Raw genomic sequence first — 26,617 nt, forward strand, 5'->3', positions numbered from 1 at the left:
ATATGAAATTAGATAGTTAGACTGGAGGGGACATACCATAAAAAACCAAAATTTAAAGAAGAATTAATAATTTTCACTATTTAATACAACAAAATAAATATTAATTATATAGGAATGAACTTATGAAACATTTAACTCTAGGTATCTCTACATTATTATTTTGCACAGCAGCGAATGCGACGTATATAGACTATCGCCATGAGTGGTTAGGTGATGAACACCGTCATGAAGACCGTGTCAAAATTGGACACAGCATGAAAAATGGGACTTATTTCAGTCTTGAAGGTAAATGGCGAAGTCGAGATGGTGGATTTGGTGAAAATTTATCATCAAAAGGAAATGAAGTTGAAGTCGGTTACAAATATAAAGCGACAAAAGATTTTGTTTTAACGCCTTCTTTTGCTTTAGATTCAGGGGATAAAGATACGGCTTATAAATTTAGTGTCAAAGCTGCTTATAACTTAACAGATGATTTTAATGTTGGTACTCGTTTACGTTATGGAGTAAGGCATTTTGACAATTCCAATAAACCGAAAAAAGATAACCAGCATTATTGGCAGAGTAATTTTTATTTAGGCTATAAAATACAAGATGTTTCATTAAGTTATGACTTTGAATATAAGTTTGATACAGACTACCCTGCATATAAAGGAAAAGAAAAAGATTATGCACATAATCTAAATGTATCTTGGATTGGGAATAAAACTTGGGTTCCTTATGTTGAATTAGGGTATGTCTCTTACGATGATGGTTCATATGTCAAAGATGGAAAAACTTACCGCGATGCATGGCAGTGGCGTTATCGCGTTGGAATTGCCTATAACTTCTGATAGAAATAGCTAATTATCTAAAGGGAACAAATATGAACAATAAAATCAAATACGGTTTTGCCCTTGCTTTGATGTCTGCGGGAACGCTGGCATTGGCTAATGATTCAACGAGTAACGCGTATAACTATCGTGTTGCTTTTATGCCGGACATCCATTTTCATGACGTATATGGCCAATTTTCCGATAATGCATTTGATGGGTTAAAAAACAGTAAAAGCGGCCAAAATGCAGTTATTCGTTCTATGTATGCACAATTAACCTCTACTCGCTTGTTTAATGAAAATTATTTTGCATTGCGTGCGGCGTTAGATGATGCAGGCAAGAAAGGAATTAAGCTCATTGCATTACCCGGTGATTTTACCGATGACGGGCAGCCTATCCATTTGCGTGGTTTAGTGAAAGTTTTACAAGAATACGAGCAAAAATACGGTATGCGTTTTTTTGCAACACCGGGCAACCATGATCCAAATCGTCCATTTGATATGCCGGCAGGAAAGGAAGATTTTCTTGGTGTAGATGGTAAAACGCAACGTATCTTTAGTTTAGGTGCCAGTGAATGTACGGGGTACCAAGGTAAAACAGCGATTATAGAAACGGGCGCTGAACTCCCCACCATTTGCTCAGAGGAGATGGTCTACAGTGGCTACGGTCGTGTAATGGATGCAATGAAGTCCTTTGGTATTAATCCCCTACCGGAAGATATTTATTGGGAAACACCTTACTCGAACTACGGCTCAAAAGGTTATAGCTATGAAGCCGCTCTAAATGCGAGTGAATTTAGCCAAAGACAGTATGAAATTTGTGCTCAGGGAACCGGTGGACAATACAAACAAGCAGGTTATGGTCCTTGTTTTGATGTGGCAGATAGTAGCTATCTTGTTGAGCCAGTTCCAGGTTTGTGGTTAATGGCGGTTGATGCCAATGTTTATGTACCTTCAGAAAAGGCGGATATTAATAATCCGAAAGCCGCTAAAAACTTTGCAGGTTCAGGCAATGCAGGTTACAACAAAATGTTGACGCACAAACAGCACACTGTTGAATGGATGACGGATGTCGCCAAACGCGCTAAAGAGCAAAACAAAACACTAATCACCTTCAGCCATTTTCCGATGGTTGAATTTGATAATGGAGCAGCTGACGACCTTGAAACTATTTTTGGTAAAGGCAAATTCCAGTTAGAAAGGGCGCCTAAAGAAGACACTAGCCATGCAATGGCAAAAACGGGAATTGGTGTTCATGTCGGCGGTCATATGCATTTTAATGATACGGGTGTGCGTCAGTATCCAGATGGTAGTTTGCTTTTTAATATTCAGGCTCCATCGATGGCGGCATATGTTCCAGCGTATAAAATCTTGAATTTTAAAAATGCCAATGAGATTGACGTACAAACTATTGTCATAGAAGACGTTCCACGTTTTGATGAGCTATTTGAGCACTACCAGCAAGAGTGGGATCATCTCAAGAATACAAACTCGTCACATCTTTGGAATAAAGATATTTTAAAAGCGAGTAACTATTATGATTTCACAAATTGGCATATTACGGAGCTCACTCGCTTACGTTTTATTCCTGAAGAGTGGCCATGTGAAATTCGCCAAATGTTATTTAGTTTAAATGGCGAAGAAATGCTGATTTTGAGCCAATTAGATACTCAGAATGCTTACAGTGATGTGTTAACCGCTCCACTAAGTCAAAATCATGAAATATGCGTGAAAGATTCAGACCCTGGAACCGTCAATATCACTGAGGTTTATTTAAAGAAAGATTCAGATGCATGGAAAAAAGCTCGTGATAAAGCCGCTGTCGTGGCGAAGAAAGCTGGCTACCAATTAAATGATTTTGCGAAGTGGAATGGTTTTGATCTTGCTGTTGATTTTTACCGTTTACGCAATGCTGATGAACTTGCATTGCAAGATATTCCTGTCGAAAGGTTGAATCAGTATCGTTTTCTAACAGGAACATTATTATCATCGTTACCAAGCACAACAGACAAAATTAATACTGATAGTACTTTCGAAAATATTTTTAAATTACGTTTTGGCAGTATTTTCACGGTGATTGATAAATACTTACAAGGTAATCCTAGCCGAGATTTTTATATCAACGTTGAAACAGGTGAAATTAAGCCGATGAATGTAGAGCAGGGAAATAAGTAATTTAAATGTTGTAGTTAATAAATAAGATAATAAAAATCACTGGCAATATTGTGTTGTCAGTGATTTTTTTATGCATAAAGCCACTCAAAGAAGAGTGGCTTGGATAGGTTTTAACTAATTGATTTATTGATAAACTTCTTCAATATCGTAACGATATTTTCCGTTTTCAGGAACGAAAGTTAGCCGGTGAGTAATACAGGCTGGTGCATCTTCTTGATGGTGAGTGACAAATAGCAGCTGAGTGTTGCCTTGCTTGAGCATCACATCAATAAAGCGCAGAACGAGTAAACGGTTCAGTCCATCAAGCCCTTGAAGCGGCTCATCTAAAATCAGCATCGCTGGGTGTTTGACAAGTGCCCGTGCGATTAATACTAACCGTTGTTGACCCCACGAAAGGCTATGGAAAGGTTGTTGTGCAGTTTGGGTTGGGAATCCCAACAGCGCTAACCATTCATATGCTAATTGTATCTGGCGGTCTGATGGTGTTTGGTATAAACCGATTGAATCATGGAAGCCTGAAATGATTACATTCAGCACGCTAGTGGCAACACGGTATTCTTGGTGAATACTGTTACTGACATAACCGATATGGCGTTTGATGTCCCAAATGGTTTCTCCGCTACCACGGCGACGACCAAATAAGGTTAAGTCGTTGCTATAGCCTTGCGGATGGTCACCCGTGATTAAACTTAATAAGGTGGATTTCCCCGCGCCATTTTCACCGATAATTTGCCAATGCTCACCGGGGTTAACATGCCAAGTTAACCCATGCAGAATGGGTTTGTCGTTATAACTGATAACACCATTATTTAATATGATGCGAGGCGTCGTATCATCCAGTTTTTCATCGTTTGTTGGGTCTTCCGTTTCAGGAATGGCAAGCTGCTTAATTTTTTCACTGTGCTGTAACTGGCTGATTAGGGTGTTAGCAAGTACTGACTCTCTATCACCAGACATTGTTAATTTACAATCAGCGACCACCCCCATGTTTTCAATATAATCAGGAAGTTCATCAAAGCGGTTTAACACCAAGACTATCGTAAGGCCTTTTTCAGATAAACTGTAGAGCAACTCACTCAAGTTACTTCGTGAATAGACGTCTAAGCCATCAAAGGGCTCATCTAAAATTAATAGGTCGGGATTGCCCATTAATGTTTGGCATAACAGTACCTTACGTGTTTCCCCTGTAGAAAGGTATTTAAAGCGGCGAGAAAGTAAATCGCGAATGCCAAACCGTGTGGCGAGCTCTAAGCAATATTCATTGTCTTTATGGTTTAATTGAATGATTTCAGCAGCGGTATAACCCGTATCTTCCTCATCATCACTGAGCAAGTCGGTATTATTGCGTTGCCACTCTTCGCTAATAATCTTTTGTAGCTGCTCAAATGAAAGACGAACAGGGGAGTTAAAGGTATTTTTAACAACTCCAGAAAGCGGTTTGAGTTCATTCGATAGAACACGTGCCAGTGAGGATTTACCACTGCCGTTAGAACCGATAAATGCCCAGCTTTCACCCTTATTAATATTGAGTTGTTGAATATCAAGTGTTTGCGTTTCGCTGAGCTTAAAGCTGCTATGTTGTATTGTTATTGAGCTCATCAAGCTTCCTTATCATGAATATTTACCTTGTCACCTAACAGGAATAATCAGGATTGGGGATAAAGTCAACAATTGAGCGAAGAGGGGCGAAAAAAAAGGTGAATGCTTACTTACTTTCTCAAGCAAGTAAGCCGATTTATTTAGCAAAGGGTAGCAACAATCACTTGGTCTGCATTGAAAAGTGCCGTAATCGTATCGTTAACTTGCAAAGATTGTGCATCAACATCACTATTTGGCAGGGTTGAGCAGAGCGTTTCGCCGCCTGTTAGTGTGACAATCACTTCGCTATTATCTTTACCACGTTCTAATGTGGTGATTTTGCCTTCAAGGCGGTTATCGAACTCAGTTTGGTTTGGTTTCTTGCTGAGCTTAACCCAAGGTGCTTTAATTAATGCGAGCACTTCTTTGCCTTCGACTAACCCTAAACGGTTAGCACTTTGCTCAGTCAATGCGGCATTGATCACCGTACTGTTATCCGCTAAACGGATTTGCACGTGTTGTTGGACATGCGTATGGTCACGAGCAATCAAGGTGCCGAAAAACTGGTTACGTGCACTGGTTTGCAGTGAAAAGCGTGAGATTGCTGCAAGTAGGCTATCAAGAGGCAAATTGTCTTCTTTGAGAACATCAAAGGCTTTTTGTTGAATTTGTGCTAATAAATCATATAACTGAAGCAGTCTTTCACCGTAATGGGTTAATGTGGTGCCGCCACCGCCTTTCCCCCCAGTTGCACGGTCAACCAGAATATCATCGGTGAGTTGGTTCATCTCATTGATAGCATCCCAAGCACTTTTATAACTGATACCAGCGAGTTTGGCACCTTGGCTGATAGAACCTGTCGCTTTAATTTGTTTGAGTAGCGCGATACGGCGTGGATCAGCAAATAAACTGCCTTGCAATTTAAGTGTGAGTAAAATTTCTGCCTGCATATTTTTCTCCCTTCCGGCTCGGTTGGTGGTGACAGAGTTAAAAAGCACGTTTAGTATGTCGTTAGTATAATATTTTGTCTAAAATAGTCTGCATTATAACGCTATTATGCGTTATTATTTTGATTTGATTTATAATCATTGTGTTTATAATAGATGTATTGAGAGTCGAATTTTCCCTCGTCAGCGTATCTTGTAGGCTGGTGGGTACAGTATCACTGAAGAGGCTTTTTTATGTTAGAACTCATTAAAAGTTTAGGTTTCGCTCTGATGATGGTCCCAGTAGTGATGTTTTTAATCATGGGCTTGATTTACGGCTTAGGCGCATTTTTTAACTTGTTGTCGAAAGCGCACGTACCTCATCATCATAACACTGAGAACAAGTAACGCTTAGCGAGTGCTGTTCGAATTGATCATAGACCCCTTGATTGTTAATGCAATCAGGGGGTTTTGCATTCTATCCCGTCCAAAATATGCACTAAGCCATCATTTTTAGATGAATGTTAATTAAATTATGCACTATATGACTATGAGTAATTTTATTATTAAATAAAAAACTTAATATCATCATGGTTTTTATTTACCTGTAATACCTATTGAAAAAACGGTTATTTAAAATATATTATGGTGTTAAAATTCTTATAGGCCAAACTATCAATATAGGTGCATTATGAAACGTACAGCAACAATACTTCTGTCATTATTTTTCACTAATATCTCTTTTGCTTCTACGCTCATTAATAATTTATTACAGTGTGATACTTCATTCTTTCAATCAGCAAAGAAAATGCGCCAATTTACACCCATAATTGAAGATTTCTATCAGCAAAAACTTACTGATAGCATAAATTATACGAAACCCGTTAATATGGTTGAAAATGGCGTTAAAATAGTTAACTTTACGGTGACATATACGGATTTCGATAAATACAAAGGTCTTATTCCTAATACACCAATGGGTAAATATTATTATTGGGGAGTTGAATCTTCCCAACCTATCGATGAGGTAGTAGCTATTTTATCTAAAGATATCCACTTGATTAAGTTAGATAAAGATAATTATGTGTATAACCCAATGTATCGAAAATCACCTTCTGAAGATTGGCTAGTAAATAGCTCTCCTGCGGGTAGCATTGCCCCAAGTGAACAAGAGGCTGAAAAATTATTAATTGTCGAAAATGACAGTGAAAATAACAAAGTAAAAATCTTTTGTACGTTACAAGGTAATTTAACAGAAAAAGATTTACGCCATGCAGGGTTAGTTAAATGAAAACAAAATTGGTCATACTCTTATTAAATGGGTTTGTTTTAATAGGGTGTCAAAAAAATACGCTGAATGAAAAAGCAAAAGATAATCACGAAGAAGCAATTCCTGAAAATTATACAAAAGCCTTTGAGACTTCTGTCGGCGTAAATTATTTTGTGAGGGAGGAATCTTTATTTTATCGAAATAACCCAGACCTCGTTCAAATAGATTTAGTCACATCTCTGAGTAAAGAAGATGAACTAAATGGCGTTAAAATTAACTCCATGAAGACTAAACATATTTTTGATTGTCGCCAGAAATATAAATACACAGAAAAACCAGAGGGTTTTTTTACCAATCGCTATGCAACAGGCAAGCCTACTGTGCCTTATCCGGCAAGTAGTAGTGTATGGAAAATAGCTGAAGAAAATTCATTAGATGGTATGTTCTGGACAAATTTATGTGACATCAAAGATCAAATAAATCTGATTGCGGATGCTTTCGTCACGACCACCAATGACAAAGCACCGTATGTGTTGGATGAAAATACGATAATTAAAAGTGCTATTAATGAAGCGGGTGCGGTAAAAATTAACTACCAAATAGTTAACCAAGATAAAGCGTCGTTTATGAAGCGTTACCCTGATATCCAAGCGAAGAAAAAACAGGACTTCTGCTTAACAAATGCCTCGTTTAAAGGTTTATTGAAGCCTCGAATGGCAATCCATGAATATTTTATTGAAAGCCAATCGATAGCCAAATTTGAAATCAGCACACAAGATTGTCATTAAGTAAATATGTCATAAGTTCATTATCATGCATGTAACCTTGAAAACTAAAGTTACATGCATGATTGTCGATATTGGATTTAATTGAGCTTACTGTTTTGAGTCGTTTCTTATTTATAAATTTATTTTCCAGTTAGCAAAATTGCATCATTTCTTGAGCCAGCACACTTTTATACGTAGTTTAACTTTAAGTTATCGCTGTGTCCTGATATATATAGCGTGTTAACTCATACTATGGTGGATTAAAATGAAAAAAGGTTTGGTATCTCTTCTTGCTGGTGCAACATTAACGTTAACCATGGCAAGCAACAGCTTTGCCGCTGATAAAATTACCGTTTTCGCTGCTGCCTCTTTAACTAACGCGCTGAATGAAATTTCAGAGCAATACAAAAAAGAGTCCAATGTAGAAGTGGTGGCATCTTATGCTTCGTCTTCAACATTAGCCCGTCAAATTGAACAGGGCGCACCTGCTAATCTGTTTATTTCTGCTGACCAACAGTGGATGGATTACGCTATCGATAAAAAATTAATGGTCGAAAATACACGCTACACCTTATTAGGTAATGAGCTAGTATTGATCGCACCAAAAGATTCAAAAATCGATAAAGTCGAAATTAATAAACAAACAGATTGGAAAAAACTGTTAGATGGTGGCCGTTTAGCCGTGGGTGACCCTGATCACGTGCCAGTCGGTATCTATGCTAAAGAAGCATTAGGTAACTTAGGTGCATGGGAAACCGTAGATCCATTATTAGCGCGTACCAATAACGTGCGTAGTGGTATGGCACTGGTTGAACGCCAAGAAGCCCCTTTAGGCATTGTTTATGGCTCTGATGCGGTTGCAAGCCAAAAAGTAAAAGTTGTGGGTATTTTCCCAGCAGATTCACATAAACCTGTTGAATACCCAATGGCTATCGTTAAAGATCAAGACAATAAAGCAACTCGTGACTACTACGAATACCTGAAAACCCCAGCGGCTTCTGAAGTGTTCAAACGTTACGGTTTTGAGCCACGTACTAAATAAAAATTAAGAGAGTGTTTCGTTGCAGATGTTAAGTCCTTATGAATGGGAAGCAATCTACCTGAGTCTTAAAGTATCCAGTGTCGCTGTGATCCTCAGCTTACCACTTGGTATTTTAACGGCTTGGATACTGGTTCGCTGTAATTTCCCAGGTAAAACACTGCTCGATAGTATTATCCATCTACCATTGGTGCTGCCACCAGTGGTAGTGGGGTATTTATTATTGATCAGCATGGGAAAACGCGGTTTTATTGGTGAATGGCTGTATAACTGGTTTGGTTTTAGCTTCACATTTAGTTGGCGAGGTGCCGCACTTGCATCTGCGGTGGTGGCTTTTCCCTTAATGGTGCGAGCGATCCGTTTAGCACTGGAAGCGGTTGACCGAAAACTAGAACAAGCCGCAAGGACGTTAGGGGCTACGCCGCTGCGCGTCTTCTTCACTATCACTATTCCACTTTCTTTACCGGGTATTATCGTGGGTACTGTGCTGGCTTTCGCTCGTTCTCTGGGTGAATTTGGTGCCACGATTACCTTCGTGTCCAATATACCGGGTGAAACCCAAACTATTCCCCTTGCCATGTATACACTGATTGAAACACCCGGCGCGGAAGTTGATGCTGCCCGCTTGTGTATCATTGCCATCGTTTTAGCCTTGATTTCATTATTAATTTCAGAATGGCTAACCCGTTGGGGTAAAAAACGTTTGGGGGTAGCGTAATATGTTAGAACTCGACTTTTTCCAAAAGTTAGGGGATTTACAGTTGGAAGTGAATACCCAGCTACCCACTGAAAGTATTACTGCCGTTTTTGGGTTATCAGGGGCAGGAAAAACCTCCTTAATTAACGTGATTGGTGGGCTAACGAAGCCTAACAAAGGGCGCATTGTGTTAAATGGCCGTACGTTAGTCGATATCGAAAAGAAAATCTGTTTGCCACCTGAAAAGCGCCATATTGGTTATGTATTCCAAGATGCTCGGCTCTTCCCGCATTATCGTGTCAAAAATAATTTACGTTATGGCATGGCACCCGAAATGAAATCGCGTTTTGACGATATTGTTGAATTATTGGGTATTGAACAACTGCTTAATCGCTACCCAATCACCTTATCGGGTGGGGAAAAACAGCGTGTTGCTATTGGCCGTGCATTGTTAACTGCGCCTGAAATTTTATTGATGGATGAACCGCTAGCCTCTTTAGATTTACCACGCAAACGCGAGCTATTGCCTTATTTAGAAAAGCTGTCTCAAGACGTTAAAATTCCCATTTTGTATGTAAGCCATAGTTTAGATGAAATCTTGCGCTTGGCGGATAAAGTGATTGTGATGGCAGACGGGAAGGTCAAAGCGTTTGGCCCACTTGAAGAAGTGTGGGCGAGCAGTGCGCTACGCCCTTGGCTACAAAAAGAAACGTTAAGCAGCGTTGTCAGTGCCACAGTACACAGCCAGCACCCAGATTATGACATGACTGCGGTGGTTGTTGGTGGTCAAAAATTATGGATCCCGCGAGTTGATAGCCAGCAAGGTGCAGAATTACGTATCCGTGTCGATGCATCGGATGTTTCGTTGGTGCTAGAAAAACCGCAAGTCAGCAGTATTCGCAATATTCTCTCCGCAGAAGTGGTTGAATGGATTGAAGATGGCGAGCAAATAGATGTGAAGCTGGATTTAGGCGATGAGCACTATTTGTGGGCGCGTATTACGCGTTGGGCACGAGATGAGCTGTCGATTCGTAAAGGTCGCAAGGTGTATGCGCAGGTTAAGGCGGTGTCGTTGTCTCGCCATTTATAATTTTACTCGTCGTCCTTGGCGCCGTGGCGTTGTTGGCTTCAATCAGCCAATCAAGTCACATACTTATGTATGCTCCTCAATCCTCGTCATATTTCGTACTACAGCGTTGTTGGCTTCATTCAGCTACCCAAGTCACATACTTTTGTATGCTCCTTGGGATAGCTTCATTTGCCGCCTAGCTGTAGTGCGAACTATTTAGAGGATTGACGTAAAAGTTTTAATAGAAAACAGAAAAAGGAAAGCGGGGCTTTCCTTTGGATTGATAAGTAAAAATGGGGTTACAGAACGTATTTGCGGATCACTTCAGCGATACCGGGTTCGGTATTTTCGCGGGTGACCAGTTTGGCTTGCTGTTTGATTTCATCGACGGCATTGCCCATTGCGACGCCAAGACCTGCGGTGGTGAGCATGCTTAAGTCATTGAAGTTATCTCCAAAAGCGACAACGTTCTCCATTGTCATACCTTGGGATTCAACCCACTCTTTTAAACGTTGGCCTTTACTATTACCTTTGCGGCCAACATCCACCTGATCCATCCAAGACCATTCACAATCTAAGCCAAAATCATTTTCGATTTCGTTGACGACTTGGTGCAGCTGTTCTTTATCTTGTGAGCTAACCGCAAATTTCCATATTGAATCGTAGTTGTGCATCACATCCGCGTAGTCTTCAACAAATTCAATGGTTGGACGTTGTGCGGTGGGTAATGAATCGGCCCAGTTCAATGTGCGTTTAATGCCTTCTGTTTTTGCGTTATATAACATCGCATTATCCACATACATTAAATGTTGGATATCGGTTCCGCGCAGTTTATCAATCATTTGTGTGACGGAATCGAGGGTCATTGGGTTTGATTTAAGCACTTTTTTCCCAAGATAGTCATATAGGTATGTGCCGTTACAGCAAATAGCCGGAGTATCCAGATCAAGGGCTTGGTAAAAGGGGTGAATAGCGACATGGTGACGACCGGTCACGATGATCACTTTAACGCCTTGGCGACGGGCTTCTTGTAGGACAGCTAACGATTCAGGCAGGATCTTCTTTTGATGATCAAGCAGTGTTCCATCGAGATCGAGCGCAATAACGCGGTATGACATAAACGGCTCCACGTGATTTTAGAAGTGACCTATAGGCGAGCTATAGGAATGAGGTCATTTTATCATCATAGCTGATAATAGTAACGAACTGAACCGTTTTAGTTTAACGTTTTTGGTTTAAGCTAATAGCGACATTGGCGTTAATTACTCACAGTAATTTAAAAAATATAAGGTATAGTGGCCTAATACATTTAGGTTATCGATGCGGCTGAGCATTTTTATCATGAATTAAGGAGTCAGGATGAATCAGGTTGTTTATATTGCGAGTCCCGAAAGTCAGCAAATTCACGTGTGGTCAATGAATGAAGTGGGGGAGTTGACGCTTCTGCAAACTGTGAACACACCGGGGCAGGTACAGCCAATGGTGTTAAGCCATGATAAAAAGCACCTGTATATTGGTGTACGCCCGAATTTCCGTGTCGTCACCTATGCGATTGAAGAAAAAGGCACACTACGTTTAAAAGCACAAACGTCGGTACCCGGTACACCAGTTCACTTATCCCTTGATAATACGGGTAAATACTTGTTTGTTCCTTCTTATCATCAACACAATTTATCTGTGTTGTCGATCAACCAAGATGGCGTGCCTAGCCAAGTGATCCAAGTACTTGAAGGCCTACGTAACCCGCATTCTTCTCATGTGGATGTCGACAATCAACAGCTTTGGGTTCCTTGTTTAGGGGAAGATCATATCCGCTTGTTTGATCTGAATGAAAATGGCTATTTAACAGAAGCGACGGCAGACCAAATCACGACAGCGCCAAATTCAGGCCCACGTCATTTGGCATTCCACCCAACGCAGAAAGTGATTTACTGCGTAAATGAGCTGGATTCAACTATTGGTGTTTACCGTAAATTCACCCGTTACCGCACCATGCTAACGCTGGCAAACTACCCAGCAGGCAATGAAAGCCAACGCTGGGCAGCCGATATCCATGTGACGCCAAATGGTCGCCATTTATATGTCAGCGAGCGTTCAGAAAGCTACATCAGCCACTATATAATTTCTGATGATGGTTGTGAGCTCACGTTAGAGGCGCGTTACCCAACCGAGGTACACCCTAGGGGCTTTAATATCGATGCAACAGGGCGCTTTTTAATCTCCAGCGGGCAAAAGTCTGACCATATTTCGGTCTCAGAGATTGACCCGATCACAGGAAAATTGACGCAAATAGGTAGGTATAAAGTAGGTAAAGGCCCTATGTGGGTACTGTCTTTCATCCTTTGAGCCGTAGCTGCGTTAGCTACGCTTACTAACCCTAGTCACATACTTATGTATGCTCCTAGGGCTTAGTTTCACTTGCCGCCTTGCTACAACTCAAATGATTTTAGATATTAATGCCCTATTATAATTTCGAGTTGTAGCAGTGTTAGCTTCACTGGATACCCTCGATTGCTGCCTTGCTATAACTCAAATTATTTAGGAGATTATTTGTTTAAAAATCTGTTTAAAACAAATAATTAATGGTATCGCGCTGATTACCCTAATACTTTTGTCATAGTCGCGGTGACCTTCGTGAGCTGCTCAGGGGTAATGATATAGGGCGGCATAATATAAATTAACTTGCCAAATGGGCGTACCCACACGCCATTTTCCACAAATACCTTTTGCAAAGCAGCGGTATTTACCGGTTGCTTCATTTCAATCACGCCAATGGCGCCAAGAACACGCACATCTGCAACAGCAGAGTGAGAAGCTAAAGGCAGCAGTTCGGTTTTTAATTGCTGTTCAATATCAGCAATCGTGTGTTGCCAAGGGCTATTGAGCAACAGGGTTAGGCTTGCATCGGCGACAGCGCAGGCAAGGGGGTTACCCATAAAGGTCGGCCCGTGCATAAAACAACCCGCTTCACCGTTGCTAATCGTGTCTGCAACGTGGCGCGTTGTGAGTGTCGCTGAAAGTGTCATATAACCGCCAGTTAATGCTTTGCCTAAGCACATAATATCCGGTGATATATTGGCATGATGGCAGGCAAACAGTTTCCCTGTGCGGCCAAAACCGGTAGCGATTTCATCGGCAATCAGCAAGATCCCATATTCATCACATAACTGGCGCACACCTTTCAAATACTCAGGGTGATATATCCGCATACCGCCAGCCCCTTGCACGATCGGCTCTAAGATGATCGCCGCGACTTCACTGTGTTTTTTTGCTAATTCATCGATTAACGGTACAAGATCATTTGGATCCCATTCATCATAAAAACCGCATTGTGGTGCATCCACAAAGAGATGCGGTGGTAAATAACCTTTGTACAGGCCGTGCATGGAGTTATCTGGGTCGCAAACGGCCATTGCACCAAAGGTATCCCCATGATATCCATGGCGTAATGTTAAAATTCGTTGACGTTTTTCACCTCTTGCCTGCCAGTATTGCAACGCCATTTTTAGTGCAACTTCGACGGCAACGGAGCCTGAATCCGCCAAAAACACACACTCCAAAAGCTCAGGTGTAATGGCGACTAACTGCCTGCATAAATTTACAGCTGGTGGGTGAGTTATTCCGCCAAACATCACGTGAGACATCTGACTTAGCTGATTTGTAACGGCTTGGTTGAGCACGGGATGATTATAGCCATGAATAGCTGACCACCACGAAGCCATCCCATCAATCAATTTTTTTCCATCAGCCATTTCGAGCTCAACCCCGTGCGCAGCAACAATAGGGTAGGCTGGAATAGGGCGGCTCATTGAGGTGTAAGGGTGCCAAATGTGTTGGCTATCAAAAGCGATATCGTGACTATTCATGATTATCCATCGTAAACTTTTTTAGATCATTTTGGTTGACATGATAACCACAATATTTAAACTGGCAACAACTTTTTCAACGGGAGCGTCTCCATGAGTACATTAAAACAGTGGACAATAAAACAAGCTAATGAACTGTTTTCAATACCTTTTTTTGAGTTGTTATTTCAGGCTCAGCAAACACATCGCCAACACTTTGACCCACAGCAAGTGCAAGTTAGCACCTTGTTGTCTATCAAAACAGGCGCGTGCCCTGAAGATTGCAAATACTGCGCGCAGAGTGCTCGCTATAAAACAGGTTTGGAAACTGAACGTTTGATGGAAGTGCAGCAAGTACTTGAATCTGCGAAAAAAGCCAAGCAAGCTGGGTCAACACGTTTTTGCATGGGGGCAGCATGGCGCAACCCAAAAGAGCGTGATATGCCTTACCTAGAAATGATGGTGAAAGAGGTGAAATCCCTAGGGATGGAGACCTGCATGACCTTAGGCATGATTGATGATACTCAAGCCCAGCGCCTTGCTGAAGCGGGTTTAGACTATTACAACCACAACCTTGATACATCCCCTGAATATTACGGCAATATTATCACCACAAGAACATATCAAGACCGTTTGGATACCTTGGGCAATGTTCGCAATGCAGGGATTAAAGTCTGTTCAGGCGGTATTTTGGGTTTAGGCGAAAAAGTCAGCGACCGTGCCGCATTGCTGGTGCAATTAGCCAATTTACCCAAACCACCAGAAAGTGTTCCAATCAACATGCTCATGAAAGTTGAAGGCACGCCAATGGCAGACAATGAAGATGTTGATGCCTTTGATTTTATTCGCACTATTGCGGTTGCCCGTATTATGATGCCGACCTCATATGTCCGTTTATCTGCGGGTCGCGAATATATGAATGAGCAAACGCAAGCACTCTGTTTTATGGCAGGTGCAAACTCAGTTTTCTATGGCTGTAAGTTACTAACCACACCAAACCCAGATGAAAACAAAGACTTAGCTCTGTTTAGAAAGCTGGATATTAACCCTGAGCGAATTGATACAGACGAAGGGGATAACCTGCAAGCCGCTAAATTGGCAGAAACATTGTTAACCGCGGATAACGCCCAATTCTATAACGCAGCGGTATGATGAGCTGGCAAACATTTCTACAAGAGCAGGAAGAACAGCGCAAACGCTCGTCGATTTGGCGTCAGCGGCAATGCATTGATGGCGCTAATGGCCGAGAACTGCACCAGCATGGAAAGAAATACCTTAATTTCTCCTCTAATGATTATTTAGGGTTATCTCATCACCCGAACATTATTGCTGCATGGCAACGCGGTGCGGATATTTATGGGGTCGGTAGTGGGGGCTCTGGTCATACCACGGGGTATACCCAAGCCCATGCCGAACTAGAAACGGAGCTGGCGCAGTGGTTGGGGTACTCGAAAGCGCTGTTGTTTATTTCGGGCTTTGCAGCAAACCATGCGGTAATTACGGCGTTAATGATGCCAAATGACCGCATACTGGCCGATAAACTCAGCCATGCGTCGATCATAGAAGCCTCGATACATTCAGCGGCTCAATTAAGGCGGTTTCATCATAACAATACATCTTCACTTGAAAATTTAATTCATAAGCCAGCAGCAGGGAAAACCCTCGTGATAAGCGAGGGGGTTTTTAGTATGGATGGGGATAGTGCTCCCCTTGATACCTTGCATGATATTGCGAAAAAACACTGTGCATGGTTAATGGTTGATGATGCACATGGTATTGGTGTTTGGGGGGAGCAAGGACGAGGAAGTTGCTCTGCTTATGGTATCAAACCTGAAATTTTAGTCGTCACATTCGGTAAAGCGTTTGGCTCAAGCGGAGCAGCCGTGCTTTGTGATGAGCAAACCGCCGATTATTTGCTTCAGTCTGCGCGCCATTTGATTTACAGCACGTCTATGCCACCCGCGCAGGCAGTTGCATTATTAGAAGCCGTTAAACAGATTAAATTGGCAGATAAACCGCGTGAAACTCTTAATCATCATATTGAATACTTAAGAGAAAATACCAATTTTAAGCAGATGAAATTAGCGGATTCAAAGACAGCTATCCAGCCTTTAATTATTGGTGATAATGAAGCATGCCAACATGCAGCCGCATTTTTACGCCAGAAAGGTATTTGGGTACAAGGGATCCGCCCGCCAACGGTTCCGCCAGGAAGTGCACGGTTGCGGATCACGTTGAGTGCAGCACATCAACAAGACGATCTTGATAAATTGTTGGAGGCGTTATATGACTTCGATAATTTGTCATGATAAGCAAAAAATTGCGGCGGCATTTGGTCGAGCAGCGGCAAGTTACGATGCAATTGCGAATTATCAGCAAGGGACAGGAAATCAACTGCTCAATAAATTGAAATCGACCCTTGTTGCAAAGCAAATCAACAAGCCCTTACGGGTATTAGATGCTGGATGTGGGACGGGTTTTTTTAGCCAAAAACTGAAGAATCAAGGCTATATTGTTACTGCGTTAGACTTATCTTCAGGCATGTTAGATGTCGCCAAAAGCAAAGATGCAGCAGATGAATATGTGTGTGCGGATATGGAGTCGATCCCTGTTAGTTCAGCACAGTTTGATGTGGTGTTTTCCAATTTATCCATTCAATGGTGTGAAAGCTTGCATGGTGTATTGAGCGAATTGTACCGCGTGACAAAACGTGGTGGTGTGATTGTTTTTACAACGCTTGCAGAGAATTCGCTGAGTGAATTATCACAAGCTTGGCAGTCACTAGATGGATATTCTCATGTGAATACCTTTTTAAGCTCACAAGACATTACTGCGAGTTGCCAAACATGGCGTCATGATGTGTCTTTTCATCAAGATACGTTGCTTTTCCCTGATTTAATCAGCTTATTGAATTCGCTAAAAGGGATCGGTGCAACCCATTTAACGGCAGGGCGCCAAGCTGGGCTCATGACGCGTAAGCGCCTTCAACAATTAGCTTTAGCTTACCCGATGGCTCACCAAGGGCTACCGTTAACTTATCAAACCGTATTTGGAGTCATCTATTGTGACTAAAACGTATTTTGTAACAGGAACGGACACTGAAGTCGGTAAAACCGTGGCGAGTTGCGCTTTATTACAAGCCGCTAATGCGCAAGGGGCTAATGCAATAGGTTATAAGCCTGTCGCTTCTGGCAGCGAACAGACTTCAGAAGGGCTGCGTAATAACGATGCTTTATTATTGCAAGCCAATAGCCGCGTGAAATTACCTTATTCAATGATAAACCCCATCGTATTTGAAGCACCGACTTCACCGCATATTATAAGTGAAAAAATGGGGTTACCTATTGATTTCTCTGTCATTAATCAAGGGTTATTAGATATTCAGAGACAAGGTGATTGGGTGCTAGTTGAAGGTGCTGGTGGCTGGTATACCCCATTATCCACTGAAAAAACCTATGCAGATTGGGTCATTGAACAGCAACTTCCGGTTATTTTAGTGGTGGGTGTGAAGCTGGGTTGTATTAATCATGCACTATTAACACTAGAGGCGATTCATGCTGCTGGGTTATTGGTTGCCGGCTGGATTGCTAATGAAGTGGAACCTGCTGGGGCTTATCAAGCTGAATACCTTGCCACACTCAAACGCATGATTAAGCCGCCTTGCTTGGGGATCCTTCCTTATCAACCTGAACTTAATGAATCTACATTAGGGCAATATTTGGATCTTTCATTATTGTGAAATAAATAAAGGGCTTAGCATTATCGTTAAAGCCCTTTTTTCCTTCGTAAAAAAAGATCAATTGTTAAATGTTCGGTTGATCTTGTGTAACGTTCTTAACCTATTTTTTGTCAAGTTTTACCGTAGAAATAGTCTGACGATCGAACTAAAACAGATAAAATCCCTTTTTATTAGCGGATACTACGTAAAAATTTTTTCATATAACTGCCATCATTTTGTCATTTAGTCCACGTTTATCAAATTTTACCAATGTCGAGAAAGCATGAGCCCTAAGGGCTTCAAGAGTTATCCACCATTTCTGTGGATAACCTTGTGCATTAACGTTATAAAACGACTTCTATGCTAGGCGACGAGCGGCTTTGCCTTTATTTGATGTGATTCTGGACTTAAAAATAATTTCATTTAAATACAAATGGTTAAATAAAATCAAGACTTCAATTTGCATTTGCGATAGGGCGATAAAAACCAATAGCATAAAATATAAAGTTTTCCAAAGGTCAAGCATTATTTTGGGGATAACATTTTTATAAACTCATTGGAACGTCGGATAGACAAAATATTAAATTCAGGACTTGAAGCTGTTTTTTTATCCAGTATTATAGCAAAAGAGATAAGTGATGAGGCGGTAATATGAGTAAGGATTTTAAGCTGTATTCTGAGTTTCAGCCTGCAGGGGACCAACCTGAAGCAATTCGTAAATTACGCGAAGGGCTGCAAGACGGCTTAGCACATCAAACCTTATTAGGTGTTACAGGGTCAGGGAAAACATTTACGATAGCCAACGTTATTGCAAAAGAAAATCGCCCAACCATGTTGATGGCACATAATAAGACCTTGGCGGCGCAGCTCTACAGCGAAATGAAAGCGTTTTTCCCTGATAACGCAGTGGAGTATTTCGTTTCTTATTATGATTATTACCAGCCTGAAGCTTATGTACCTAGCTCTGATACATTTATCGAGAAAGATGCTTCTGTAAACGAACACATTGAGCAGATGCGCTTATCGGCGACTAAGGCCTTACTTGAACGTCGTGACGTGATTGTAGTGGCTTCAGTCTCAGCCATATACGGGTTGGGCGACCCAGATAGCTACTTAAAAATGATGCTGCACCTAACGGATGGCATGATCATTGACCAACGCTCTATTTTGAGGCGTTTAGCTGATCTGCAATACAGTCGTAACGACCAAGCTTTTACTCGCGGTACTTTCCGTGTTCGGGGGGAAGTGATAGACATTTTCCCTGCAGAATCTGATGAATACGCGCTACGTGTCGAGCTATTTGATGATGAAGTCGAGCGCCTATCTCTTTTTGACCCTCTGACGGGGCAAATCCAACACCGTGTGCCTCGCTTTACGGTTTACCCAAAAACGCACTATGTCACCCCAAGAGAGCGTATTTTGGAAGCGATGGAGCATATCAAAGAAGAGCTGGTGGATAGACGAAAAGTGTTGTTGGAAAACCATAAACTGGTTGAAGAGCAGCGCATTACCCAGCGCACTCAGTTCGATTTAGAAATGATGAATGAACTAGGTTATTGCTCAGGGATTGAAAACTATTCACGTTATTTATCCGGTCGTGCACCGGGCGAGCCACCTCCGACACTGTTTGATTATTTACCAGCGGATGGCCTACTGGTGGTGGATGAATCTCACGTGACGATCCCACAAATTGGGGCGATGTACAAAGGTGACCGCTCCCGTAAAGAAACCTTAGTCGAATACGGTTTCCGTTTGCCTTCGGCATTGGATAACCGGCCAATGCGTTTTGAAGAATTCGAAGCTCTAGCACCGCAATCTATCTATGTCTCTGCAACACCGGGCAAATATGAGCTGGAAAAATCGGGCAATGAAGTCATTGAGCAAGTGGTTAGGCCAACAGGCTTACTTGACCCGATCATTGAAGTTCGTCCTGTCACCACGCAAGTGGATGATCTACTGTCTGAAATTCGTATTCGTGTACAGAAAAATGAGCGAGTGTTGGTCACCACATTGACCAAACGGATGGCGGAAGATTTAACGGAATATCTGGAAGAGCATGGGGAGCGTGTTCGCTACCTTCACTCAGATATTGATACGGTTGAACGAGTGGAAATCATCCGTGATTTACGGCTCGGTGAATTTGATGTGCTTGTTGGGATCAACTTATTGAGGGAAGGTCTCGACATGCCAGAAGTTTCGTTAGTGGCTATTTTAGACGCTGACAAAGAAGGCTTCCTGCGTTCAGAACGCTCTTTAATTCAGACAATAGGCCGTGCAGCGCGTAACTTAAACGGTAAAGCGATCCTCTACGGCGACCGAATCACCAATTCGATGGAAAAAGCGATAGCAGAAACCGAACGCCGTCGTGCAAAACAAATGGCGTTCAATGAAGAACATGGCATCGTGCCGCAAGGGCTGAACAAGAAAATTGGTGATATTCTGCAAATTGGCCATAAAGTGGGTGGAAAAGGCAAAGGTCGCTCAAAAGACAACGCCAAAAATGAGATATCAATTGATATCCAAGGCATGTCAACGAAAGAGTTGGAGCAACGTATTTCACAACTTGAAGCGCAAATGTATAAGCACGCACAAGACTTGGAGTTTGAAGCGGCAGCGCGTGTGCGTGATGAGTTGCAAGAGATTCGGTCTCAGTTTATCGCTAATTCCTAATCTTCTTCATATTTCGCGTTGTGGGGGTGTTGGCTACGCTCAATCACTCGGGTCACATACTTATGTATGCTCCCCGAGATGCTTTCGCTTGCCGCCTACCCACAACACGAACTATTTTGAAAATGATTTTTCATTGTATTTCATTATGTTGGGAAGCAGGGCAATCACTCGGGTCACATACTTATGTATGCTCTCCGAGATGCTTTCGCTTGCCGCCTACCCACAACGCAAATTATTTTGAAGATGATTTTTCATTGTATTTCATTATGTTGGGGAGATCAGGGGCCATCACTCGGATCACATACTTGTGTATGCTCCTTGGAATAAACTCTTTTGCCGCCTAGCCACAATGCTAGCTATTTAGAGGATTTGCGTGAAAATAATTAGAAAATCAATAGGATTGATATAAAAATTGTCTTTAAAATAGAGAAATATTCCACCTCTGGGAGCCAAAGGTGGAATAAATTACAATAGCGGGATGGTTTCTTCGATGGCTTGTAGGAGCAGCTTTCTATCGTGGCGGTAAGGGATATCGTCCGCTTCGAGGACACGCTGGATAATCTTACGGTCACTGCTGATATCACTGATTTTTGTGCGTGGGCCAAGGATCAACGCATCAATTTTTTTGCAGCCAATATAGTTTTCCATCATCTGCAATTTTTCAGGCAAAGTTAAATTTGCGGCGGAGGAGCACACTTCTTTACCTAAGTTGCCAATATAAATCATCGGTGCTTTACATTCGCGCAGGGCTGTTGCAACTTCTTCAAGTAACAGCAGTGGCATTAAACTGGTGAAGAAACTGCCGGGGCCAATAAGAATCAAATCAGCTTGGTGAATAGCATCTAACGCTTCTCGTGTGGCTTTCACGGAAGGGTATAAGCGTAACTCTTTCGGGATTTCGCGTAGAGCGTCTACATTGACCTCGCCATAAACTTCATTACCCATCTCATCAATTGCCATCAAATCAACGGGGGATTCTGACATTGGAATGAGTTGTGCATCCACTTTGAGCATATTACGAATTAAATTAATCGCCTCAAGTGGTCTAACACTCAGGTGATCTAATGACTTTAACATTAGGTTACCCAAATTATGGCCAGACAGCTCGCCATTGCCACCGAAACGGTATTCAAACATCGCCGAAGCAATCGACGGTTCAGTAATTAACTGATTCAAGCAGTTCCGCATATCGCCCCAAGCAATCCCGCCTTCAGAACGACGAATTCGACCTGTAGACCCCCCATTATCCGTGGTGGTTACAATTCCAGTTAGGCGAGGCCCTAAAGAGGAAAGGGAAGACATTACGCGGCCCAGCCCATGCCCGCCACCAAGGGCAACAACATGTTTCAGGCTCGCCAGACTACTATTTGGCATAGTGTTCCTATATCAATCAGTCAATATTCGGCAAATAAACAGCCACTACTTGAGGCTTTTTATCTGTGATTTTGCCGTGTTTACAGAACCGAACGTATTAAAAATGAAATCTAAAATAAATTGGGCGTTAATCTACCATAAAATATCATTGCCCGCTGAGTTACTGTGATAAAAAACAATAAAAGGCAATATTCCAGATTTACCTTAATTTCTTCGCAAAAAAATACCTGAATGTTTCCATTTTGCACATTTACCTATATAGTGTAAATAATTCTCATTTTCACTATTTGTGTTATGGCTCAATATGTCTGATTCTGAGTTGCAACGCTTGTTTGCACGCCATTCTTCCTCATTATGTCGCTATCTCAACATGTACCTTAAAGACCATAGTTTAAGCATGGATATTGTGCAGGAAAGTTTTGTGCGAATGGCTGAATTGATGAAACACTCGACGATCCAAGACTTTGATGCTTATCTTTATCGCGTAGCGAAAAACCTGATGATTGATCACTTTAGGGAACAAAAAGCTCGCCCTTCAATGGCCATCAGTGATGAGCAGTGGCATGAAATACCAGCACAAACAAAAAGTCTTGAAGCAACGGCAATCAGAGAGCAGCAACTGAGCCAGATACAAACCATTATTCAAACATTGCCTGAGAGAACACAGGCTATTTTTCGTTTGCACAGAGAAGAGGGATTGACGCAAACCGAAGTGGCTCAATTGTTGAATATTTCGCTCAGTACCGTTGAAAAGCATTTAGCCAATGCATTGGCTGTTCTGATTCATCAATGGAAGGATTAATCATGAAACCAACATCTCCATCTGAAATCGAAAATACAGCAGCGATGTGGGTCATCAAAACCACACAAAGAGAACTAAACGCGCAAGAAAATAGCGAGTTCCAGCACTGGGTGAGCGCATCAACAGAGCATGCAAATGCTTATTACCGTGCAAGGCAAATCTGGGCATTAACTTCCTGTCATCAACAGCCTAAAAAAATAATAAAACCGATTAAAGCGGCAAATAGTTATTTGAAAAAAACCATTGCAGCTAGCGTATTAGTGTGTGGCTTGGCGACGCTACTTTGGTGGAGTGAAAATCACGAACAGATTGATTACCAAACCAAAATTGGTGAGGTTCAACACATTACATTGCCCGATGGTAGCCAAGTTGACCTCGATAGTGGTGCGCAATTACAGTTAGCTTTTGACGGGCAATATCGGCAAGTTAATTTGCTTCAAGGACGCGCCTATTTCTCTGTTGCGCCTACCACTGGCAGTGAACTTCGTCCTTTTCAAGTTAAGGCGAAAAATGGAGTAACGCAAGCACTGGGAACCGAGTTTGCTATTGATAATGAAGAGGATAATGTTGATGTGAGTGTTTATCAGCACAGCGTTAAAATATCGCTATTATCAGGACAAGAAGTGGTGGTTAAAGCGGGCAACTTTACACAATACCAACAGCAAATTTCCCCTATATTGCCTCTCGCCAAACAGAATTCAGAAGGGTGGCGTGAGGGGCAGATTATTTTTCAACAGCAAACGCTTTCTGAGATCGCCGCTAAAATCAGCCGTTACCATAAAAAGCAAATTATTATTTTAGCCAATGACAATGATGGGAGGTTAAGTGGCGTATTGCAAATAAACGCGCTAGAAAGCGGGCTTAAGCACCTTGCGTCATCAAAAGGGCTTTCGGTTTATGAAGTGCCATTCTTCACATTAATCTACTGATAGATAATAACATTATTATTTTTCACAATTATTTAAATTATTTTTCACAATTATTTAAATTATTTTTTACGGGTTTCTTGCATTTCTGCGTCTTAATCTAAGTGATTATGATTTTTATTACCATTATCATTTTAGGGATGGGAAATGACTCAAAAAAAGCACCAATATAAAAAAGCCTCACTCTGTGTTTACCTTGTATTAGGGGCACTACCTGCATATTCATTGTTTAACATTGCACACGCGAATCAACCAATAACGGCTGCACAGCAGAAAATTTCATTTTCGATAGGGGCAGGCTCACTTGAGAACGCGTTGTTACAATTTGCCCAACAGGCAAAAGTTGAAATTATTATTAATAGCCAAGAAATGAATGGCTTAAAAAGCCAAGGCATCAAAGGACAGTTAACCTTGCAAGAAGGGTTACAGCAGCTTGTTGGTGCAAATCCAGTTCAGTACCAAATACACAATAATCGTATTTCTATTCATCGGGTAACTAACTCCCCCGCGGGTGAAAAAGTCATCAAGCTAGATAATATTACGGTGACTGCAAGCCAAATTCAGCAAGGGGACTGGGTTTACAGTAGCCCCTCATCGGTGAGTGTGATCAGTAAAAAGCAAATTGAAGACAGGCCACCGAAGCATATTGCTGATGTATTGGAACTCACGACGGGCGTGTATTCCAGTGTCAGCCAGCAAGACCCGTCATTATCAGTGAATATTCGTGGGATCCAAGATTATGGGCGTGTGAATATGAATATTGATGGGATGCGGCAAAACTTCCAAAAAAGCGGCCATGGGCAGCGTAACGGTTCAATGTATATTGATTCTGAGCTACTTTCTGGCGTTGAAATTCAAAAAGGAAATAGTAGTGGGATGGGGAGTGGGGGAACACTCGGCGGTGTTGCCACATTTAATACGGTAAATGCATCTGATTTTTTATCGAAAGATAAAACATTTGGTGGAAAATTACACGCAAGCACAGGGACAAACAATACCCATTTTATCGGCAGTAGCGCATTTGCCTTGGGTAATGAAAAAGGGGACTTACTGTTTGCCGCCAGTGAACGTCGATTAGGTGACTATAAACCAGGGACGCACGGCAGTATTGGTGACATCCGTGTTAACAATGAAACGGGGCATTATGACGAATTAGTACGTGGTTTAAAACATAGCCGAATTAACGATAGCAATTACCAAATGACGTCCTATCTGGCGAAAGCAGGCTGGAATCTCAGTGAGTCACAACGTTTACAATTCAATTATTTAGAAACCAAAGTGGCAACCCCTAATGCAGGAACGTTGACCAATTTGACGCAAACATGGCCGTACAAGCTTGGGTGGAAAAGTAGTGGATTTAGTGATGTGACAACTCAGAATTACTCTCTTGATTATACACAATTTAGTGACAGTCCATGGAGCACTGAATTTAAAGGGAAAGTATATTTTGTCGATACGAAGGACGACACGGAAACTTATTCAACCAGCCCTGTTTTTAATAATGGCTACCAGATGGATACTCGGGTTAAAACACTCGGGTTACAACTTGAAAATCATTCAGAGGTTGAATTTAATCATAATAATGTAGTAAAAGCGCATTATGGTTTTGAAACTTTCCAAGATAAAGCCAGTAGCTCATCAACGCGTGAAGCCGCATCAGGAGTGACACCGGATGGAAAACGCACGTTGAGCTCTCTGTTTACTAATTTAACATATGAATATGATGACTGGCTGACCGTCGAAGGGGGAGTGCGTTACGACTACTATACCCTTAAAGGGCAAACCAGTATGCGTTATCCTATCTTTCCCTATACCAAAGAAAACCCATGTACGGGGAGGCGGTTACGTGATTGCCCTAGCACGATGTACACAGAGCATTGGAATGTTGATAAATCAGAAGGAGCGTTTTCACCTAACGCTCGACTGGCTATCCGTCCCGGCGTTGAATGGATGGAGTTCTTTACCAGTTATGGCCGTTCGTGGCGTCCGCCTGCGATCACTGAAACACTCACCACGGGCAGTGCTCACAGCTCCTCAACACAGTATCCTAACCCATTTTTGAAAGCAGAACGTTCGAATGCGTGGGAAGTCGGGATGAACCTGAATTACCCGCAACTGGTGCTCGAAGAAGACCGACTATTGGCTAAAGTGGCTTATTTTGATACGCGAGTTGATAACTACATCAACCTTTCTATTAACCGAACTAAGCCAGGATTGGTTAACCCAAGTATTGGAAATGCTGCGTACAGCAATAACTTAAATACGACACGTTTTAGAGGGTTTGAATACCAACTCAACTATGATGCAGGGTTTGTGTATGCCGATTTAACGTTCACTCATATGATTGGCAAAAATAAATTCTGTGCTAACCGTGCGTGGTTAGGTGGCGTCTTGAAATTCCCAGAAGGTGTGGGGCCTGGTAATTGGTACGCAGAATCTGATGAGCAAGCAAACAATTATGTGAACTGTGATAGCGGCTCCATCTTTGGTAGCGCAGCAAACCTGCCCGGTGACAGAGGGTCATTCACACTTGGTGGACGTGCCTTTGATAGAAAATTGGATGGTGGAATGGTTATCCGTTTTACCCCCGGCTTCCAAGACTATTCCGCACAATCAAATTACCCATATTTAGCGGATTGGCCGAAGTATACCCTTGTGGATTTATACGCAAGTTATTCAATTACCGATAATTTAATTATCCGCGGGAATGTGGAGAACTTAACCAATCGGGCCTATGTGGTGAGCTACGGAGAAAGCTTAGCGAACACGCTAGGACGTGGAAGGACGATATCTGGCGGGATTGAGTACCGTTTCTAAATACGTTCAATTAGTTGGAGCATAGGCGTTCGCTTTTGATTGGCATAATGCTTAGCGAGAAATACGAAGCGATTGGTAACAATATTTATAACGGAAACAATAGGATGGGGAGCTTGCTCCCCATTTTAGATCT

General features: G+C 41.9%; 22 protein-coding genes. 17 read left to right on the forward strand and 5 right to left on the reverse strand.

The window, feature by feature from the left end:
* Positions 1 to 122 precede the first annotated feature (122 nt).
* Both AC4IFT_RS09325 and AC4IFT_RS09330 read left to right on the forward strand, forming a co-directional pair.
* Positions 123 to 830 carry an oligogalacturonate-specific porin KdgM family protein gene (locus AC4IFT_RS09325; RefSeq protein WP_490733205.1) on the forward strand — a complete coding sequence of 236 codons (708 nt, stop codon included), beginning with the start codon at positions 123 to 125 and terminating at the stop codon, positions 828 to 830.
* Between the two features lie 32 nt (positions 831 to 862).
* The gene (locus AC4IFT_RS09330) at positions 863 to 2,986 is read left to right on the forward strand and encodes a metallophosphoesterase family protein (RefSeq protein ID WP_490751184.1); all 2,124 of its coding nucleotides are present in this window, start codon (positions 863 to 865) and stop codon (positions 2,984 to 2,986) included.
* A 123-nt stretch (positions 2,987 to 3,109) separates the two neighbouring features.
* On the opposite strand, the gene modF is transcribed toward AC4IFT_RS09330, so the two are convergent.
* Positions 3,110 to 4,585, reverse strand: coding sequence for a molybdate ABC transporter ATP-binding protein ModF (gene modF / locus AC4IFT_RS09335; RefSeq protein ID WP_490751185.1), 1,476 nt, complete (start codon positions 4,583 to 4,585; stop codon positions 3,110 to 3,112).
* A 140-nt stretch (positions 4,586 to 4,725) separates the two neighbouring features.
* Positions 4,726 to 5,514 (reverse strand): molybdenum-dependent transcriptional regulator, encoded by a 789-nt coding sequence (gene modE / locus AC4IFT_RS09340; RefSeq protein ID WP_490733199.1) that lies wholly within the window; start codon positions 5,512 to 5,514, stop codon positions 4,726 to 4,728.
* Between the two features lie 231 nt (positions 5,515 to 5,745).
* On the opposite strand from modE, the gene AC4IFT_RS09345 reads away from it, so the two are divergent.
* From AC4IFT_RS09345 to modC, 6 genes are all read left to right on the forward strand, one after another.
* Positions 5,746 to 5,898 carry an AcrZ family multidrug efflux pump-associated protein gene (locus tag AC4IFT_RS09345; protein WP_004256731.1) on the forward strand — a complete coding sequence of 51 codons (153 nt, stop codon included), beginning with the start codon at positions 5,746 to 5,748 and terminating at the stop codon, positions 5,896 to 5,898.
* Positions 5,899 to 6,181: 283 nt separating this feature from the next.
* On the forward strand, positions 6,182 to 6,781 hold the full coding sequence (locus AC4IFT_RS09350) for a hypothetical protein (protein WP_490733197.1): 600 nt from the start codon (positions 6,182 to 6,184) through the stop codon (positions 6,779 to 6,781).
* Positions 6,778 to 7,548, forward strand: coding sequence for a surface-adhesin E family protein (locus AC4IFT_RS09355; protein ID WP_490733195.1), 771 nt, complete (start codon positions 6,778 to 6,780; stop codon positions 7,546 to 7,548). Before AC4IFT_RS09350 ends, AC4IFT_RS09355 begins: the two co-directional genes overlap by 4 nt.
* Before the next feature lie 244 nt (positions 7,549 to 7,792).
* The gene (gene modA / locus AC4IFT_RS09360) at positions 7,793 to 8,569 is read left to right on the forward strand and encodes a molybdate ABC transporter substrate-binding protein (RefSeq protein WP_490733193.1); all 777 of its coding nucleotides are present in this window, start codon (positions 7,793 to 7,795) and stop codon (positions 8,567 to 8,569) included.
* 25 nt (positions 8,570 to 8,594) lie between these two features.
* Positions 8,595 to 9,284 carry a molybdate ABC transporter permease subunit gene (gene modB / locus AC4IFT_RS09365; RefSeq protein ID WP_219244273.1) on the forward strand — a complete coding sequence of 230 codons (690 nt, stop codon included), beginning with the start codon at positions 8,595 to 8,597 and terminating at the stop codon, positions 9,282 to 9,284.
* 1 nt (position 9,285) lies between these two features.
* Positions 9,286 to 10,353, forward strand: coding sequence for a molybdenum ABC transporter ATP-binding protein ModC (modC, locus tag AC4IFT_RS09370; RefSeq protein ID WP_490733191.1), 1,068 nt, complete (start codon positions 9,286 to 9,288; stop codon positions 10,351 to 10,353).
* 278 nt (positions 10,354 to 10,631) lie between these two features.
* Here the strand turns inward: modC and AC4IFT_RS09375 are convergent, their stop codons facing one another.
* Positions 10,632 to 11,450: a pyridoxal phosphatase gene (locus AC4IFT_RS09375; RefSeq protein ID WP_353243334.1), complete on the reverse strand. Its 819-nt coding sequence runs from the start codon at positions 11,448 to 11,450 to the stop codon at positions 10,632 to 10,634.
* Between the two features lie 241 nt (positions 11,451 to 11,691).
* Between AC4IFT_RS09375 and pgl the strand changes: the two genes are divergently transcribed.
* A complete protein-coding gene (gene pgl, locus AC4IFT_RS09380; protein ID WP_490751186.1) occupies positions 11,692 to 12,678 on the forward strand; it encodes a 6-phosphogluconolactonase in 987 nt (328 codons plus the stop codon).
* 251 nt (positions 12,679 to 12,929) lie between these two features.
* On the opposite strand, the gene bioA is transcribed toward pgl, so the two are convergent.
* The gene (gene bioA, locus AC4IFT_RS09385) at positions 12,930 to 14,198 is read right to left on the reverse strand and encodes an adenosylmethionine--8-amino-7-oxononanoate transaminase (protein ID WP_490751187.1); all 1,269 of its coding nucleotides are present in this window, start codon (positions 14,196 to 14,198) and stop codon (positions 12,930 to 12,932) included.
* 93 nt (positions 14,199 to 14,291) lie between these two features.
* On the opposite strand from bioA, the gene bioB reads away from it, so the two are divergent.
* The 5 genes from bioB to uvrB all read left to right on the forward strand — a co-directional run bounded on the left by bioB (position 14,292) and on the right by uvrB (position 20,565).
* Positions 14,292 to 15,329 carry a biotin synthase BioB gene (gene bioB / locus AC4IFT_RS09390; protein ID WP_490751188.1) on the forward strand — a complete coding sequence of 346 codons (1,038 nt, stop codon included), beginning with the start codon at positions 14,292 to 14,294 and terminating at the stop codon, positions 15,327 to 15,329.
* Positions 15,329 to 16,486: an 8-amino-7-oxononanoate synthase gene (gene bioF / locus AC4IFT_RS09395; protein WP_490751189.1), complete on the forward strand. Its 1,158-nt coding sequence runs from the start codon at positions 15,329 to 15,331 to the stop codon at positions 16,484 to 16,486. Before bioB ends, bioF begins: the two co-directional genes overlap by 1 nt.
* Positions 16,464 to 17,249 (forward strand): malonyl-ACP O-methyltransferase BioC, encoded by a 786-nt coding sequence (gene bioC, locus AC4IFT_RS09400; RefSeq protein WP_490751190.1) that lies wholly within the window; start codon positions 16,464 to 16,466, stop codon positions 17,247 to 17,249. The genes bioF and bioC overlap by 23 nt, the downstream gene beginning before the upstream one ends.
* A complete protein-coding gene (gene bioD, locus AC4IFT_RS09405) occupies positions 17,242 to 17,916 on the forward strand; it encodes a dethiobiotin synthase (protein ID WP_490751191.1) in 675 nt (224 codons plus the stop codon). Before bioC ends, bioD begins: the two co-directional genes overlap by 8 nt.
* Before the next feature lie 630 nt (positions 17,917 to 18,546).
* Positions 18,547 to 20,565, forward strand: a complete 2,019-nt coding sequence (uvrB, locus tag AC4IFT_RS09410) for an excinuclease ABC subunit UvrB (protein ID WP_490751192.1) — start codon at positions 18,547 to 18,549, stop codon at positions 20,563 to 20,565.
* A 465-nt stretch (positions 20,566 to 21,030) separates the two neighbouring features.
* Here uvrB and AC4IFT_RS09415 read toward each other — a convergent pair whose 3' ends face one another.
* A complete protein-coding gene (locus AC4IFT_RS09415) occupies positions 21,031 to 21,939 on the reverse strand; it encodes a gluconeogenesis factor YvcK family protein (RefSeq protein ID WP_490751193.1) in 909 nt (302 codons plus the stop codon).
* 304 nt (positions 21,940 to 22,243) lie between these two features.
* On the opposite strand from AC4IFT_RS09415, the gene AC4IFT_RS09420 reads away from it, so the two are divergent.
* From AC4IFT_RS09420 to AC4IFT_RS09430, 3 genes are all read left to right on the forward strand, one after another.
* Entirely contained in the window at positions 22,244 to 22,741 is a 498-nt protein-coding gene (locus AC4IFT_RS09420; protein ID WP_490733173.1) for an RNA polymerase sigma factor, read from the forward strand.
* A gap of 2 nt (positions 22,742 to 22,743) precedes the next feature.
* The gene (locus AC4IFT_RS09425; protein WP_490751194.1) at positions 22,744 to 23,670 is read left to right on the forward strand and encodes a FecR family protein; all 927 of its coding nucleotides are present in this window, start codon (positions 22,744 to 22,746) and stop codon (positions 23,668 to 23,670) included.
* 144 nt (positions 23,671 to 23,814) lie between these two features.
* The gene (locus AC4IFT_RS09430) at positions 23,815 to 26,484 is read left to right on the forward strand and encodes a TonB-dependent hemoglobin/transferrin/lactoferrin family receptor (RefSeq protein WP_490751195.1); all 2,670 of its coding nucleotides are present in this window, start codon (positions 23,815 to 23,817) and stop codon (positions 26,482 to 26,484) included.
* Positions 26,485 to 26,617 lie beyond the last annotated feature (133 nt).

This window comes from Providencia sp. UF-183 (assembly GCF_058246155.1).